Below are 15,389 nucleotides of genomic sequence, written 5' to 3'. Positions count from 1 at the left end.
TTACGGCGGATCTCATCTGGCGTGTGCGCCTCAATTACCATGACACTCCTTCGTGTGATCGATGAAGCCATCGTCATTCATCAACAGATCGTTGCAATTACGGGGGTCGTCCGAATCGGACTCGATTACCTCACAACTCTTCGGCCAGCGACATCCGGGTGGTGATCATGAACAGGCCCAGCCACTTCCCTGCCGGGCTCACAAAATTACTCATTCTCACTCGATGGCTGCCGTAGCCGCTCCTCATTCCTGGCATCACGAATGCCGACGCCGACCTCGCGATGATCTTCGAGCCGATCCGGGAATACAGCACGCGCGGACCGTGAATCCAAACGGTGTTTCGGCAACAGTGCCCATGTACGTCGTTGCACTCTCCTCATCCGTGAGGATTCATCTATCATGTACGTAACAGCCAAGATGCTATAGGAAGTCGCTCAGCTGAGTCAACTGCCGCAGCGTGCGTCTTGCGCTGAGCAACCGGATGCGAGGTCCGAGGGCCCGGCGCGCGAGATCCGGAACGATGAGTGGGCCCTGCCGACAGCGGTGGGCGCGGCCGCGTCGACGGCCACGGCTCTTCGGAGCGAGTGATCACCCCGGTGTCGCCGTGCGGACGGCGTAGCGATTCACCGAAGCATCCCACCCGGAATCGGAACCGGACATATCCGAGCTCGTGGGTTATCCGAGCCCTCGGCACTGCACTCGCTAGTATCACCTTGTGAAGAAATCCGCTGGCGGCGCCGCGCATTCATTGGGCCCAATCCGCGCGAAAGCGCTACCCGATGATGTCTACGATCTACTGCTCGACATGCTCACCTGGGGAACGCTGGAGCCGGATGCGCCGCTGTCGATCGATCGTCTGGCGCAGTCCTTGGGGATCTCGCCGACTCCCGTACGCGAGGCATTGGCCCGCTTGGAGCACACAGGACTGGTACGCCGTACCGTTCATCGTGGTTATCGGGTGTCCCCACCCATGTCGCAGGCCCAGATGTACGAGCTCGCCGACGCGCGGCTCGTCCTGGAAACCGGAGCGATGGAACGAGCGATGCGCAATGTGGAGGAACTTCTTCCCGATCTGGAGGAGGCGTACGAGAATCATGCGCACTCCGCCCACGAATTACTGAAATCCGGCAACTCCGGCAAACATGACCTGCTCCGGAAGTATTTCGAGGACGACTGGTCTTTTCACGAAGCGATACTGGCCCATTGCGGTAACCGCTACATCGCTCAATCCGTCGATTCCCTGTCGTTCAGGGTGCACCGGATGCGCCAGGCAGTCGGCATGGGTACCACCGACGCGACCGTCGCGGTCCCCGAGCATCTGGCCATTCTGGAGGCCGTGCGCAAACACGACACCGCAGAGGCGATCGAGCAAGTACGCGACCACCTCACCAAGCTCGGAACGCGGGTCGCCGACTGACGTCGGCGCCCGCGTTCGCACATCACCCGACGATCGACGAGAGTTCCCGGTCCGCCTCCTGCGGCTCGTCCGTCCTGGACTCGATCAACGTGCGCGCCCCACGCAGCACCTCGCGGATGTAGCGGGCGTTCACCGCGCCGACCCCCAGCCAGTCGCTTCCGTAGTGCTCGGTCATGAAGGGGCCCGAATAGCCGAGACGTAGGGCCCGGCGGATGACGGAGCGGTAATCGATGACGCCGTATTCCAACGGTGCCGGCGCCGAGAAATAGGCACCTGTGGCCGGATCCTCGTCACGCAGGTAGTTCTTGATGTGCCAATAGTTCGAGTAGGGCAGCACCTGCTCGTACATGGCCTCTCCCTTGACCATCGGCCGGTGCAACCGGATCAGGTTGCCGATGTCGGGGTTGAGCCCTACCGAGGCGTGATCGACGTCCTTGAGGAACGACACGGCGTCCTCGGCGGTTCCCAGATAGGTGTCCTCGTACATCTCGAGGCTGATCTCGAGACCGAGTTGGCGGGCGTGGTCGCCCAGTTCGCGCACCCGCTCGACGGCCAGTGGGCGCAAGGCGGGATCGTCGTGGTGCCCGTCGGCCAGCCAGAACCACGTCGCCCGCTTCTGTGGCTCGGTGAGCGCCTGCTGGAAGCCGATGTTGACGATCGACGCGCCGAGTTCGGCCGCACGATCGATGAGGGCATGAACCGTCCCCAGGTTGCGGGTTCCGTTCTCCCGGTCGACCACGCTGTTGCGTCCGATCGAGATCGCGGTCACACGCAGGCCCAGCTTGTCCAGCAACCCGCGGAACTCCTCGAACCGCTCGGCGGACAGCTCGGCGATCGGGACCCAGTCGTCCATGGGATCGATCTCGGTGAACCCCAGTTCGGCGACCTGGGTGAGCTGTTCCTCCCACGTGCTGACCGGAGCGGTGCCGATCGGCGAACCGTCCTCGGCGCGTGAGCCGAAGTTCATCTTGCAGGCGATCGGCCAGTTCTCAGCCGTATACACGCGTTCTCCTTTTCAGTTTGTTCGCGATGGCACACCACGCCTGGGCTCACACGGGGCCGGGACTCGGTTCGGAGGGAAGTCGACCGATTTGGTCATCGCATTCTCCTCACCCATGAGGACGTTACTCACCTATGAGATAGGAGAGATTTTATAGGATTGACGATAATGGGTCAAGGTCGCGGCACGGTCGGTGCCGCTGTCGCCCGCGGATGACAGTGGGCCGGTGCGATCCATCACAGATCGCACCGGCCCACTGCGTCCCTCCCGGCCGGACCCGGATGACGCCGAAATTCAGCGTCCCAGCCGGGACGAGTCCCGGTTCGCCGTCCAGCCGCTGTGCATCAGGCCTCCGACACCGACACCGAACGGGCTGTGCGGACCGTCTCCTTGATACGCGCCAGCGGAATGAAACCGAGGAGCAGGATGACGACCATCACGATGTAGTGAGCTCCCCAGCCCAGGTTGTCGATGACCATGCCCGCGACAGTCGCCGCGAAGATTCCCGAGATACCGAGCGCGGAACCGATCATGACACCCATGGCCGAGCCGGACGCCTTCGGCACCGAATCGCTGAGGATGGCGTAGATGACGGGGAAGGGCGAGTTCCTGAACAGGCCCCAGAACAGCAGGATGAGCCATCCGGTCGTGGCGGTGCTGATGAAGAACATCGTCCCCACCGAGATCGCCCAACCGGTCAGGATGATCCCCAGCGACAGCTTCCGCCCGATGTGGTCGGACAGCGTGCCCCACACGATCTGCCCGATCCAACCGGTGAGGCCGGACGCACCGGCGATCACGACTGCCTGGCTCGTCGAGATGCCCCGCTCGGTCAACTGGATGGTGAGGAAGGACGTCGCGCCGGCCTCGGCCCACAGCATCACGAAGCCCACCAGCATCGCCCGACGGGCGTTCGGCACCCGGAAAGCGGTCAGGAACTGGTCCCACACGCTTTCCTTCACCTTGACCGACAGGTCGGGGGCGGGCCGCGTCTGGCCGTGCGCGTCGATGTAGTCGTACACCGCGCGCTGGTGCTTCTCGGTTCCCAGGAACGACTGCGCGGCGATGACCACCAGGCCCAGGAGCGGGATGATCAGGAACGCCTCCCGCCAACCGCCGCCGAACGCGGCGATCCCGACCAGGAGCGGACCGACGAGGAACTGGCCCCAGGGGAAGCCGGCATGGTGGACGCCGAGGGCGAATCCACGATGCTCCTTCGGCCACCATTCCGAGACGATCGCCACATTGACCGGCTCCGATCCGCCTCGGCTGATGCCCATCGGCAAGCGCCACAGGAGGAACGCGATGAAGCTACCACTCGCGCCGAAGGTGAGGGCGCCACCGACGATCGCGAAGAGCATGGCGACGTTCCATGTCCAGGTGCGACGCCATCCCGTCCCGATTCGATCGGAGACGATACCGAACACATAGGCGCCGAGGATGAATCCGATGAAGAACACCGCATTGAGCCAGCCGATGTGCGTATTGCTGAGGTTGAATTCCTCTTTGACCATCGACATCGTGCGCTCCATCAAGCCCCCGTCGATAGAGGTCATGAGGATCGCCGACGTCGTCACTACCAGAGTTGCCCATGAGTATGGGTGCGCCAGGATCTTCCATCCCCGAGCACCTGGAGAACCCCACTCACTTGCTGCGGCACGAGCTTCTTCCTCGCTCCTGACCGCAGCCTCGGCATCGTTTCGTGCTTCCACTTCGTCTCCACATCATGTTGAGTTGCCAGGTACCACCCGGGACCGAGAGTTCGTCATCGACGTCAGCGGACCCCGGGGTACCTGACCTTTCCTCTTCGGCGCATGCGCGTGCCCGTTCGTTCGAACCTCTGCGTTCGGAGCACTTCTCATTGCGCGATCGTCTGCTGCCGAAAAGGACTGGACAGAATCCAGCGCCTGTGTTTGGTGCGAGGAGCCAGCTGCATCATCCCTGTCGCTGATTGCGCTCTCGCCCGCGCTGGAACAAGATCGCAGCAGCATGACCCTGCGATCCGATTCGTCCGGCCGGGGCATTACCGGTCGAACGGCGTCTCTGGTTCTTCTGCGGACTCACCTCCCCGTCGTTCGTGCCGATAACTCCGGGATATGGGGACGCGCGCCGATCGCGCGTCCGACCGGTCTCGAGTGGGGGTAGTAGGCCGGTTCCCGCTGTCACACCTCGGACGTCCAGAGTCGAATGCCTCGCCCGTCATGATTTCGATTGTCGACACGCTCATACAGCGTCCGGCTACGGCGAATGGTATGGATGTCGCAGCCGGGACGACCCCGGGACCGCGAACCGAATCTTCCATCGCACTCTCCTCGACTCTGAGGACCTCACACACCTGATGAGATATCAGGGATTTTATAGGATTTTGGAAGTAGGTCAAGCCCGCGGCCCACGATGAGACAGGGACGGGGCCGAACCTCTCCGGCCCCGTACGAGTGCTACCGCTTCCCCCAGTTCCATGCGGGACGGTCCAGCACCTTCTGACCGACGATCTCGGTGCTACCCGCATGCTTGACGAGTTCGTGGGCGACCACGCCGGACGCCCCTGCGCCTGTGATCGCCTCGACGAGAGCCGCGGAATGCGAGACGACGACCACCTGGGTCGCCCGGGCCGCCCGCAGGATCAGGCGGGCCAGTGCGGGCAACACCCCCGGATACAGACTGGCCTCAGGTTCGTTGAGGACGAGCAGGCCGGGTGGACGAGGGCTGAGAAGAGCTGTTGCGACGAGCAGGAAGCGCAGAGTCCCCTCGGACAGCTCTGCGGCAGACATCGACCTCAGCAGGCCCGGCTGATGCACAACGACCTGGAACAGCGTCGCTTCCCGGGACGGATCCCCCGGCAGACGCAACTGAGCGACGTCGGGCCGGGCACCGTCGAAAGCGTCCGCCACCGCGTCGAGCAGTAGCGAGGCGTTGCCGGATTCGAAGATCGTCTGCATAGCCGAGGCGAGGTCGGAGCCGTCACCGGACAGCACAGGCGTCCATGTACCCACCTGGGCGGCTCGGGCGGGAGCGGCATCGTCCACCCGGAACGAGTCGTAGAAACGCCACGACCGCAGCATCCGGCGCACCGCGTGCAACTCGGGGTGGACGACCGGGTCGGCGAGTTCACCGACGATGCTCTCCCGGTCGGCCAGGCCGGCGGCGGCCTCGGCGCGGCGGCCCGCGTCCTGCCGGAACACGCTTCCGCCGCGGCGTTCGACGAGCAACGATGCGGGACGCAGAACCGGCCCCGCGAATACGTGCTCGCGCTTGATCACCGGATCGAGGTGGAACGCGGTGCCCGACGGGGTCGGATAGCCCACGTCGATGAGGTAACTGAAGCCGTCGGACGCGAACCCGAGCATCAGGCCGACCGGCCCGGTGCGCCGGCTCGTCCCCTGGATCTCAAGCCCTCGGCGTGCGGCTCCCGACGGGTTCTCCGGCCCGGCCCACAACACCTGCGGTAGCCCACCGGAGCGCGCCAACGACCCGATCAGCTGACCGGAAGCCGCGTCCGCAAGCAGCCTCAGCGCGCGGTAGACGCTGGACTTGCCGGTGCCGTTGGCGCCGGTGATCACGGTCAGGGGGCCGAGAGGTACCACCAGATCGGCCAGCGATCGATACCCATGCACAGCGACGCAAGTGATCACCGCCCCAGGCTACGAGCGTGGTCGGACAGATCGGGACAACGCCGGGAACGGTCCGGTAGACATGGACCATGGACAAGCGCAGTGTTCCCTTCGGCGACGCCATGGGAATGGAGGTGGCGTTCTCGAACGCGATCGAGGTGCCGATCTCGCCCGACACCAGCCTGATCTGGGTCGCCGGGCAGATCGCCTTCGATGAGGCCGGCCACCTGGTGGGCGTCGGCGACATCGCCGCACAGACCGAGCAGGCGATCGCGAACATCCGCGCGATCCTCGCCCGATTCGGCGGAGATCTGTCCGACGTCACCAATGTGCTGGTGTTCGTCACGACTCTGGAGGGCCTGGCCGAGGTGCACCGCGTGCGGCTCGCCCACTTCTCCGAGCCCTTCCCCGCCAGCACTCTCGTGCAGGTCGGCGCATTGGTGCATCCCGACGCCTTGATCGAGATCCAGGCTCAGGCCGTCGTACGCCGGGATCCCGCAGTCGGCAGGCAGCACCCCGACTGAGCTCGTGAACTGCTGCTCGGGAAACCGCGACACAGGCGGCCGGAGCTTCGCGAACCCGTGAGACGCCCACGCGGCTGCCACGAAATCGTCCGATTCGGATTCTCGGTACGCTCGGACTCGTGGAAGACGAGCGTGTCCTTCGGGATGGACCCAGCCAGCGTGTCGCACCAAAGTCGGTGGCACAGGCGGTGGCCGCCGTTCTGGAATCAATATTGCCGTATGGGCCGACGGCACCGCGATGGGCAGTTGACAAGGTATTCGGTGCCGCTCTGGGGGGTGATGGCAGGACCGGGGCGAAAGCGACGCCGGAATTTCGGGCCGCGCTGTCGTGGTCACTGCTTCGTGCGGGCCGCTTCGATGACGCACTGAAGCTATCCGAGGGCAGAGGTCTGACGGTGCTCTCTCAGGCTGCTGGCGAGGTTCCGGACACCATGCAGTCGGTCTGCTACTCGGTGACGGCCGAGACCTTCCTGCTGAACGGACGCCTGTCCGACGCCGCAGCCACGGCCAGAATCGCGGCCGACTACGCCACAGAGAGTCAACCGCATCGATTCCGGGCGTTGTCGCTGCTGGCCGCCACGCTGGCTCTGAGCGGCGAGGTCGCACCAGCGGCTGGGGCGATCGGGTCTGCTTGGGAACTCGACGGCGGCCGGGGCTGGGTGGGCGCCTCATGGCCCCTGGTGCTGGCAACCACTCAGATCGGATTCTGGCAGTCCGATGCTGACGGAATCCAAGAAGCCCTGGATACGTTCAGTCGGGTTGCCGATCCCGACGCGGTCGAACGCGCCGTCGCGAACACCGCTGTGCTCGGTCTTCACATGGTCCGCGAGGACTACCACAGCGCCGTCGCGACCGCCGCAACCCTCACCAAGAGCGTGGATGCGAAGCTGTGCCCACCGCTGCTCGCGAACGGGGCAATCAGCTCCGAGGCGCTCGCGCTGGTGCACCTGGGCGACCCAGGCGCCGCGCTCAAAGCCCTTGGGCATCGGGTCTCTCCCCCCGCACACACAACCTGTTTCGAACTGCTCCGGGCCGGCATCCACCTCCAACTCGGGGAACCACGCAAGGCACTCGCCGTCACTGAGGTCTGCGTGCGGAACACACCCGATCACAGCCCCCTGTCTCTCCCGTCTGTTCTGCTACGCCGCGCCATCGCCCACGAGGTCTTAGGCCATCACAGCCTTGCGGACGCCGACTTCTCGCGATCAGCCCACCTGTCGGCGGAGTTCGCCGGTATCCGGGCCGCGATCGGGCTTCCACTCGACGTGATCGAGACGCTGTACTGGCGCCTCGCCGCTAACGAGCCCGAATTCCGCCCGAAGCTCACCCAGGAGCTCCCACCGCAGGATGTCTACCCGGACCGCGAGCCACTCGGATTCGATCTTCCTGACCATCTGACCGAACGGGAACGAGTGCTCGCTGGGTGGCTCACCACCGACATGACGATTCAGGCGATCGCCGAGCAGCTGTGCGTGTCGACCAATACCGTCAAGACCCAGACGAAGTCGCTGTACCGCAAGCTGGGGGTCAGCTCCCGCCGCGAAGCCATCGAACGGCTGGAGGCCACCGGCATCGTCAGAACCAACCCAAGTGCCAACTGACACCCAACCCGAAACAGCAGCAGGAGGCCCTGCGCCGCCAGCAGGCCGCCGAGGCCAGCGCCTTGCATAACAAGCTCACTGACATCGAGGTATCTACCGATGTTGTGTCGAGTGTGCTGCGGCGGCAGTCATAATCCGAGCTGCTGATCGTGTTCGTCCCGCCGGACGAGGAAAGAGAAACGGCCCGGCGCAGTCCCCTGGAAAGTCACGCCGGGCCGTATGAGCCTGCCCATCCGGGCAGCCCCTGGCACATCCACGAGAAGAGTATCCGGGGCGGATGCCTGCGAGCAAAGGGACCACACGGTCGTAGGCAGGATCGGTGGCCGGAAGACGGTCAGAGCAGGAATTGTTCGAAATACTACCAACTTGGTAGTATTTAGTGTTCCGGTAGAGATGGAGGTGGAGGTGATGGCAGTCAAGGGGGTCCCCACTCAGATTGCAGCCGCACCGCTGAGGACCGTGCGTCCCCTGATGCTGCGTGCCGTGTACGCGGACCCCGAGAAAGAACTCGTGCGGATGCGCAGGGACGGCCGCCTGGTTCGCATTGCCCCAGGCACGTACACAGCCAGACCCGACGACATCGCCACCGACGCGGACTGGTTCCCGAACTTCGAAGAGGCCGCGATGGCCTACGCCACCGGCCAGTACGGACCGCGGGTCCCGGTCCTGGCCGGAATAGGCGCCGCACGGTTCCATCACGCGATTCCCAGGGCGATCGGCGTCACTGTGATCGCCGTCCCGCAGAGGCATCGCCCGGTGACTCTGGCGAACGGAGGCAAGGTGATCTTCACGTGCGCCGAGGTCGTCCGGCTGGATGCCCGCCTGGAGACCGGCGGCCTGGGCGCATTCATGGTGGCCACTCCCGAGCAGACTTTCGTCGATCTCCTCGCCAAGCCCAGCCTTGGAGGGCTGCCCGCAGAGGCGCAAGCAGCGGCAGCAGCACTCGCGCACAGCATCGACGCCGACCGTGCAAGAAGAGTCGCCGCTCAGTTCCCGGTGGAGGTCCGACGACGCGTCGAGGCGGCCCTGCGATGATGGCCCAGCAGCCACGAGACCGCCGAGGGCGCTGGAGGGCGTCTCCAGGAGACGAGGCCGACCTGCGCTTGACCTCGGTCTACGAACTCAGCGAGGACGACATCGTGGCCCAGCAGAGGCATTTCGGCGTGTCGCGCGACCAAGTGAAACACGACTTCGCCGTCTCCCATCTACTGGATGCCATCTCGAACGTGTCGGACAAGTTCATCTTCTACGGAGGCACCGCACTGAGCCGGACCGTCCTCAACGGCCTGCGTCTTAGCGAGGACGTTGACCTCTTGTCCGTCGGCCCAAGGCAGGTCGCCGCCGTTGCTCTGGACGGAGCGATCAGAGGCTCGCTGGAGCGTAACTTCGGCTTGGTTGAAGCGAACCCCAGACTCGATCAGGTGCGGACGGACACCGACGCCTGCCTGTACCGAATTGGCCGGGTCACAGTCAGGGTTCAGCTCATCAACGGTGAGCACTACGCCTCATGGCCCACACAGTCGTCCACCGTCTCCATGCGTTACTCGGGGATGATCGGCAGGGGGATGACCACCTTCACCCCAAGCGGATTCGCTTGCGCGAAGTTGTCGGCGTGGTGCGACACCACCCGAGATGCCCCACGCGACCTCTACGACCTGTGGGCGATGGCGCAGCAAGGCATGATCAACGCCGACGCCGCTGTGACATTCAGGAGACTCGGCCCGAGCGGAGGCTATCCGAGAAGATGGATGTTCCCGGAGAAGGCGCCGACTCAGAATCAATGGCACGACTCGATCGGGCATCAATGCACCCCGCAGGTTGGTCCCGCCGAAGCTTACGAACGCGTCGTTGCCGCTTGGGTGACAGCAGTATCCGCCGCCGAGAGGGGCCACCGCTGACATGGCGGTCCCGCGTATGCGAAACCGGGCACAGCAAGAATGAAGCGCCCTGAGTTTGATGGAGACTCGCGCTATTTGATTCCGACCAGTCGTTCGCGGTCGGCTTGGACAGCATAGAACGCGTTCTCGAACTCGGCGGGTGGGACGTCGCCGAGGTAGCCGTGGAGGCGCTGGGTGTTGTGCCAGTGCACCCAGCCGAGCGTCGCGAGCTCGAGATCCTCGACGCTCTTCCATGGCCCGGATCGGGCGGGTCCGCGGACGAGTTCGGCCTTGTAGTAGCCGTTCACCGTCTCGGCCAGGGCATTGTCATACGAATCGCCGACGGTCCCGATCGACGGTGCGGCGCCGATTTCCGCGAGGCGTTCGCCGTAGCGGATCGACGTGAATTGAGATCCTGCGTCGCTGTGACATCGCAGGTCGGGGTGGTGGTGGCCTCGGGACCAGCGAGCCATCTCGATCGCATCGAGCACCATCTCGGTGCGCATGTGTGATGCGACCCTCCACCCGACGATCATGCGGGAGAACGCGTCCACGATGAAGCACACATAGGCGACCCCGGCCCAGGTCGGCACGAACGTCAGATCGGTGGCCCAGAGCCGGTTCGGCGCGGTCGCGGTGAACTTCCGCTGCACGAGGTCTGGGTGTCGCACCGACGCCGGATCCGGCCTGGTCGTCTTGACCCGCTTCGACCGCCGCGCGCCCTCGATCTCCGCGGCGCGCATCAGCCTCGCGGTTTGATCTCGGCCGATCATGGTCCCCGCCCGTCGGGCGGCTTTCCAGAGCTTGCGGACCCCGTAGACCCGGTAGTTGATCTCCCAGAGCTCAACCAGTTGCGGGATCAGCTCCTCGTCCCGCAGCGTCCGACCCGAGGGCGCGCGCGTCTTTGCGGCGTAATAGCTGCTCGCAGACACCTGCAGCAGTCTGCAGATGAACTCGACTCCGAGCCGGCGACCGTCCACGACGTCGTCCTTGTTCGCGTCGATGAACGCGACTACTTCCGGTAGTGGCGGTCGAGCTCCGCCCCGAAGAAAGACGCCGCCCGCTTGAGCACTTCGTTGGCGCGGCGAAGTTCCCGATTCTCTTGCTCGAGTTCCCGAACTCGTCGGGCTTCGGTGCTACTCACCCCAGCCGTGACGCCGTCGTCGATGTCGGCCTGCTTCACCCACATCCGCACCGACTCGACCCCGTAACCGAGCTGCGTCGCGACCCGCTGCACCGTCCCTTGTGTGACGCCGAGTTCGGCGCGCAACGTCCTCACCATCCGCACCGCGGCGACCTTCTCCTCAACCGAGTACCGACGCGTCGTCGGCTTCCCATTCGCCAGTTCCTTCGGCATAACTCCATCCTCGTTTCCAAGGTCAGGAACCTCTAACAAACCCAGGGCGCTTCAAGAGGACCGTTCAAAACTGTTTTGCCGTTTGGTGGGTTTGTGCTGGTCAGGTGGCTGGTTGGAGGGCTGACTGGGATCGCAGGGCGTCGCGGGTCGCCACGACGGTGTCGGCGGTGACGTCAGCGAATTCGGGTGCGGCCTGGATGAGTGTGCCGTCGGCGAACCGGCGCGCGGCTCCTGCGGGCAGGCTGGTCACGGTGACACCACGGATATAGGTGAACCAGCCGACCACCAGCTCGCCGGGTTGACGTCCCTGGTTGTTCCGCATGGTTGGGGTCACCCAGGTCGCCCAGTCCGGCTCCCAGGCCAAGACCACCGCCTGGATGATCGTGCTGGCGGTCTCGGGGCGGTAGAGCCGATCCGCGTGCTCTCCGTCCTCGTTTGGTGAGGGGAAGTCAAGCAGGAAGCTGTTGACGATCATGGGGGCATAGGCGCCCGCAGTGACAGACAGGCCTGCTTCCGGGTGGGGCGTGAGGAACGAACTGGTGACAGTTTCGGTTTAGGCCGCGAGTGTGAGCGGCTCGGCTAGCTTGGCCTCGAACTCGATGGGCGTCAACCCGCCGAGTGCGTCCTGGGCTCGTTGACGGTGGTACTTCCGCTCGATCCAGACGACGACGGCCAGGCGCAGCTCCTGACGCGTGGCCCATCGTTGCTGGTTCAGCACGTTCGTCTGCAGAAGCGACCAGAACGATTCCATGGCGGCGTTGTCTCCGGCTGCGCCGACTCGTCCCATCGAGCCGACCATGTCGTGGCGGCGTAGTTCGCGTGCCATGGCACGGCTTCGGAACTGGCTGCCTCTGTCGGCGTGCAGAATGCATCCGGCGACGTCGCCTCGGCGGGTGACGGCGTTGCGGACGGCGTCGACGGCGAGCTTCGCGGTCATCCGGTCCGAGATTGAGTAGCCGACGATCCGGTTGGAGAACACGTCCTTGATCGCGCAGCAGTAGAGCTTGCCCTCACTCGTCCGATGCTCCGTGATGTCCGTGAGCCAGAGCCTGTTCGGGGCATCGGCGCGGAAGACCCGCTTCACATGGTCATCGAACACCGGCGGGCCCGCCTTCTTCCCCTTCCCACGCCGGCGGCGCTGCGCGGACGAGAGAATCCCCGCCTGCGAGCACAGCTTCCATGCCGTCCGTCGGCTCATTCGCCACCCAGCCCGCCGGGCCTCGTCGGCCAGGTATCGGTATCCGAATGTCGGGTCGTCGTGGTGCGCGTCATGCAGTGCGTTGAGGCGGTGCGCGCGGAGAATATCCGCGTCCCGAATCGGAGCGTTGCGCCACCGGTAATAGGGCTGTCTTGCGAGCTTGAGGACCCGGCACGACACCGTGACGGGGATCCCCGCTTTGGCGAGCTCAGATACGAGCGGGTATGTCATTTTGGGGAGCCACCGAGTTTCAGATTCGCCTACGACAGATACGCCGCAGCCCTCCTGAGCACCTCGTTCTCCTGCTCGAGCAGCCGGATCCGCTTCTTCAACTCACGGGCTTCGGCCGCATCCGCCGCAGTCTGACCGGGACGGTTGCCTTCTTCGACGTCGGCCTGGCGGAGCCAGTTCTGCAGAGTCGCTTCGCTGATACCGAAGTCCGTGGCGACCTGTTTGATGGTGACGCCGCTCTCGCGGCTGCGAGCGACCGCGACAACATCCTCGCGGAACTCTCTGGGATAAGGACCAGGCATGATGACATCCTCCCCGCCAGCGCCCCTCAGCGCTAACGATCAGTTGTCACCAGTTCGTTCCTCACGCCCGTTTGTGACACACCGTCAACGCTGCACAAGCAGCGAGTACGTAAAGCCCCTTATGAGAAGCGCTACTAGACGTCTTCTGTCCACCATTTGATGTCTGGGTTCAGCTCGGCGGCGACCTTCTCGAAGTCGAGGCTGTCCATCTCCAGGTATCCGTGTTCGTCGTTGACGAACACACCACGCTCGTAGCCTTGGCCGATGGTGTTGAGCATCGCTGTTATCGACCCGAACTCGATCGGAGCCTCATCCTCATCGATCCAGAAGAGCCGAACAGGATTCGGTGAGGGCGCGGTGAAGTCCACCACATAGAAGTCGCCACCCCCGTCGGCGAAGACGGGAAGCCACCCGGTCGTCCACCGCCGGTCACCGACGAACGCCTTGTAGTTGGCGACCGCGTCCTCTAGCGACAGGAGGTAGTACCCCGGAAGCAGGTAGATGCTCCCGAGCTTGACGCCTGGCGGCGTCGCGGTGCCATCGTGCCATCCATACAGGGCCTCCAGCTCGGGTGCGGAAGGCAGATCGACGCTGGCCAGGGTCGTCCGGATCGTCTCGGCCGACAGCCCGGGTTGCAGGTTGCGCAGCAGGATGTCGCGCCTGAGGCGTCGTATCCCGTCCTCGACCGTCGCGAGGTGCGCGGGGATGGAGGTGGCGGTCACGGGTCAAACCTAACAACGTACTGGTCACCGGGCTCGATGCCGTACTTCTTGTAGAAGGCGCTCAACGTGCCGCCCTGATAGTTCTGCTCGCCCACAGGCACCGCGCGCACAAAAGCACCAGAACCGCCCTCGACCGAACTCGCGAATGGATACTCGTCAAGAGATTGCCCTGCCGGGGCAGCCTCTTGCCCCTTGAGCGCCGCACGCCTGTTGTCCTTTGCCGTCCTCGTACCCGCACGGGTCAGGGTTGTTGGCTTGCCGTTGGCCACAGCGTCATCGAAGTTGTCAGCGATCCCGGGCGCCCGGTCCCGGCTGAACGCCACCGTGGGAGGCTGACCCGCACTCGATGTCGCACTACCCGCCGGGGTGACTGCGCCGCTGCGCACATCAGGTGCCTGTCGGGCAGCTCGTTCGGCCACGTCGTCAGCCTGGTGCTCGACATAGCCGAACAGGTCTCCGGCGAGCCTCTTGAACAGGCCTGCGCCTGCCATATCGGCCACGTGTTTGCTGACCTTGGGCACGGGTCAGCCCGCCAGGATCTGTTCGACCGCCAGGTTGATCGCCGCCTCGATCAGCCGTTTGGCGACCTGTCGGGCCGCCAGGGCGACCCCGGCGGCCAGACCACCGGTGGCGATCACCGACGCGATCGCCACCGCCAGGGTGACCAGTTGGGCGATCACCGCCAGCTTCATCGTCAACACGATCCCCGCCGCAACCCGGCAACCCGTGGCGACCGCCGTCGTCCCGGTGGCAAGGTTCCCGACCCAATGCAGGTTCGTCTGGTCACCGGCCATGTGGGCGGCGAACGCGTCGGCTCCCGGGCCCTGGTTGTTGCCGGAGACGTGCGCGACCGCCGCCCGCGCATCAGATTGGATCGTCTGTGCTGTGGCCGACAAGGACTCCCACTGACCCGCCCACGTCTCCAGGACCGATTCGTCGGTGGCCGGCCAGTCATAGCCCGCATACTCCAGACCCTGGCGCAACCAGAATGCCCGTTCACCGCATACTCCACGAAACGACAAGCCAAAACAGCCCGCGACGCCGGGCTCGGTGTCATGGTTCGGGTGCCGATGTCTGCCGGCGCCGGGTGACCAGGCGGGTGAGGTACGGAATGACTCCGTGGCTCGCCGTCGTGCCTGAACCTGTCCGGCCCTAGCGTGGTGCCTGAACCCACCCTCGGGACACCGATCGTTGCCGGGATGGCGCTCGTGCCCTGCCAGGTTCTGGGCTGAGGCCACCGGATGCGCGGCAGTCCCGGTTGTTGTGGAGCGGTCATCGGGCGATGGGTCGTTGTCGGTGAGGGTCACCGATGGCCGCCTGAGCGTGTTGTCGGTGGATCAGCAGGCGCTGGAGGAACGCTCGTTCCGGTCCATCGCCGCGGATCTGATCGAGCTGGTCAACTCCGCGTTGGAGGAATATGAGCGCCTGAACCTGGCCGAGTTGAGCCGCGTGAACGCCGGCTTCGGCGCCGTCCTGGGCTCGCTGGGGCAGTTGCAGGCCGATCTGCACGCGGCCTACCGCAACGACATCCGCCGGCTGGGAGGCTAGG

Annotated in this window: 16 protein-coding genes; 6 read left to right on the top strand and 10 right to left on the bottom strand. The window is 64.8% G+C overall.

Translation table 11 applies throughout. The annotated features are described in order from the left end of the window. Positions 1-130: 130 nt before the first annotated feature. A complete protein-coding gene (locus FB473_RS00785) occupies positions 131-313 on the bottom strand; it encodes a hypothetical protein (protein ID WP_167163930.1) in 183 nt (60 codons plus the stop codon). Between the two features lie 402 nt (positions 314-715). On the opposite strand from FB473_RS00785, the gene FB473_RS00780 reads away from it, so the two are divergent. After that, on the top strand, positions 716-1,417 hold the full coding sequence (locus FB473_RS00780; protein ID WP_341769992.1) for a GntR family transcriptional regulator: 702 nt from the start codon (positions 716-718) through the stop codon (positions 1,415-1,417). Positions 1,418-1,439: 22 nt separating this feature from the next. Here FB473_RS00780 and FB473_RS00775 read toward each other — a convergent pair whose 3' ends face one another. From FB473_RS00775 to FB473_RS00765, 3 genes are all read right to left on the bottom strand, one after another. Then, positions 1,440-2,420, bottom strand: coding sequence for a TIM barrel protein (locus FB473_RS00775; protein WP_167163927.1), 981 nt, complete (start codon positions 2,418-2,420; stop codon positions 1,440-1,442). A 341-nt stretch (positions 2,421-2,761) separates the two neighbouring features. Further along, positions 2,762-3,937, bottom strand: coding sequence for an MFS transporter (locus FB473_RS00770; protein ID WP_167163925.1), 1,176 nt, complete (start codon positions 3,935-3,937; stop codon positions 2,762-2,764). Positions 3,938-4,855: 918 nt separating this feature from the next. Next, positions 4,856-6,049, bottom strand: a complete 1,194-nt coding sequence (locus FB473_RS00765; protein WP_167163923.1) for an AAA family ATPase — start codon at positions 6,047-6,049, stop codon at positions 4,856-4,858. Positions 6,050-6,117: 68 nt separating this feature from the next. On the opposite strand from FB473_RS00765, the gene FB473_RS00760 reads away from it, so the two are divergent. The 4 genes from FB473_RS00760 to FB473_RS00745 all read left to right on the top strand — a co-directional run bounded on the left by FB473_RS00760 (position 6,118) and on the right by FB473_RS00745 (position 10,051). Then, a complete protein-coding gene (locus FB473_RS00760; RefSeq protein WP_167163921.1) occupies positions 6,118-6,552 on the top strand; it encodes a RidA family protein in 435 nt (144 codons plus the stop codon). A 119-nt stretch (positions 6,553-6,671) separates the two neighbouring features. Continuing rightward, positions 6,672-8,153 (top strand): LuxR C-terminal-related transcriptional regulator, encoded by a 1,482-nt coding sequence (locus tag FB473_RS18345; protein ID WP_208390384.1) that lies wholly within the window; start codon positions 6,672-6,674, stop codon positions 8,151-8,153. 408 nt (positions 8,154-8,561) lie between these two features. Beyond that, positions 8,562-9,188, top strand: coding sequence for a type IV toxin-antitoxin system AbiEi family antitoxin (locus tag FB473_RS00750; RefSeq protein ID WP_167163917.1), 627 nt, complete (start codon positions 8,562-8,564; stop codon positions 9,186-9,188). Continuing rightward, entirely contained in the window at positions 9,185-10,051 is an 867-nt protein-coding gene (locus tag FB473_RS00745) for a nucleotidyl transferase AbiEii/AbiGii toxin family protein (protein ID WP_208390383.1), read from the top strand. The genes FB473_RS00750 and FB473_RS00745 overlap by 4 nt, the downstream gene beginning before the upstream one ends. A 71-nt stretch (positions 10,052-10,122) precedes the next feature. Here the strand turns inward: FB473_RS00745 and FB473_RS00740 are convergent. The 6 genes from FB473_RS00740 to FB473_RS00715 all read right to left on the bottom strand — a co-directional run bounded on the left by FB473_RS00740 (position 10,123) and on the right by FB473_RS00715 (position 14,823). Next, positions 10,123-11,387 (bottom strand): IS3 family transposase gene (locus FB473_RS00740; protein WP_243863441.1). Its coding sequence is split into 2 segments (ribosomal slippage): positions 10,123-11,084 and positions 11,084-11,387, totalling 1,266 coding nucleotides; the frame shifts between segments, so codons are not numbered across the junction. Positions 11,388-11,487: 100 nt separating this feature from the next. Beyond that, a complete protein-coding gene (locus tag FB473_RS00735; RefSeq protein WP_341770124.1) occupies positions 11,488-11,892 on the bottom strand; it encodes an Imm52 family immunity protein in 405 nt (134 codons plus the stop codon). Positions 11,893-11,940: 48 nt separating this feature from the next. Continuing rightward, positions 11,941-13,118, bottom strand: a protein-coding gene (locus FB473_RS00730) for an IS3 family transposase (RefSeq protein ID WP_376837320.1) whose coding sequence is annotated in 2 segments (ribosomal slippage) — positions 11,941-12,848 and positions 12,848-13,118 — 1,179 coding nt in all. Because the reading frame shifts where the segments join, the coding sequence is not laid out codon by codon here. 134 nt (positions 13,119-13,252) lie between these two features. Beyond that, entirely contained in the window at positions 13,253-13,840 is a 588-nt protein-coding gene (locus FB473_RS00725) for an SMI1/KNR4 family protein (RefSeq protein WP_167163911.1), read from the bottom strand. Further along, entirely contained in the window at positions 13,837-14,361 is a 525-nt protein-coding gene (locus FB473_RS00720) for a NucA/NucB deoxyribonuclease domain-containing protein (protein ID WP_167163909.1), read from the bottom strand. Before FB473_RS00720 ends, FB473_RS00725 begins: the two co-directional genes overlap by 4 nt. Positions 14,362-14,364: 3 nt before the next feature. After that, entirely contained in the window at positions 14,365-14,823 is a 459-nt protein-coding gene (locus FB473_RS00715) for a WXG100-like domain-containing protein (protein ID WP_167163907.1), read from the bottom strand. Between the two features lie 313 nt (positions 14,824-15,136). Here FB473_RS00715 and FB473_RS00710 point away from each other — a divergent pair, with 313 nt between their 5' ends. Then, complete coding sequence (locus FB473_RS00710) at positions 15,137-15,388, top strand: hypothetical protein (RefSeq protein ID WP_167163905.1); 252 nt, start codon at positions 15,137-15,139, stop codon at positions 15,386-15,388. Position 15,389 lies beyond the last annotated feature (1 nt).

Origin of the sequence: Brooklawnia cerclae, assembly GCF_011758645.1 — a bacterium.
In the GTDB taxonomy this organism is placed as follows: Bacteria; Actinomycetota; Actinomycetes; order Propionibacteriales; family Propionibacteriaceae; genus Brooklawnia; species Brooklawnia cerclae.
The sequence above is the reverse complement of the archived record's forward strand: the minus strand, read 5'-3'. Positions and strand labels throughout refer to the sequence as shown.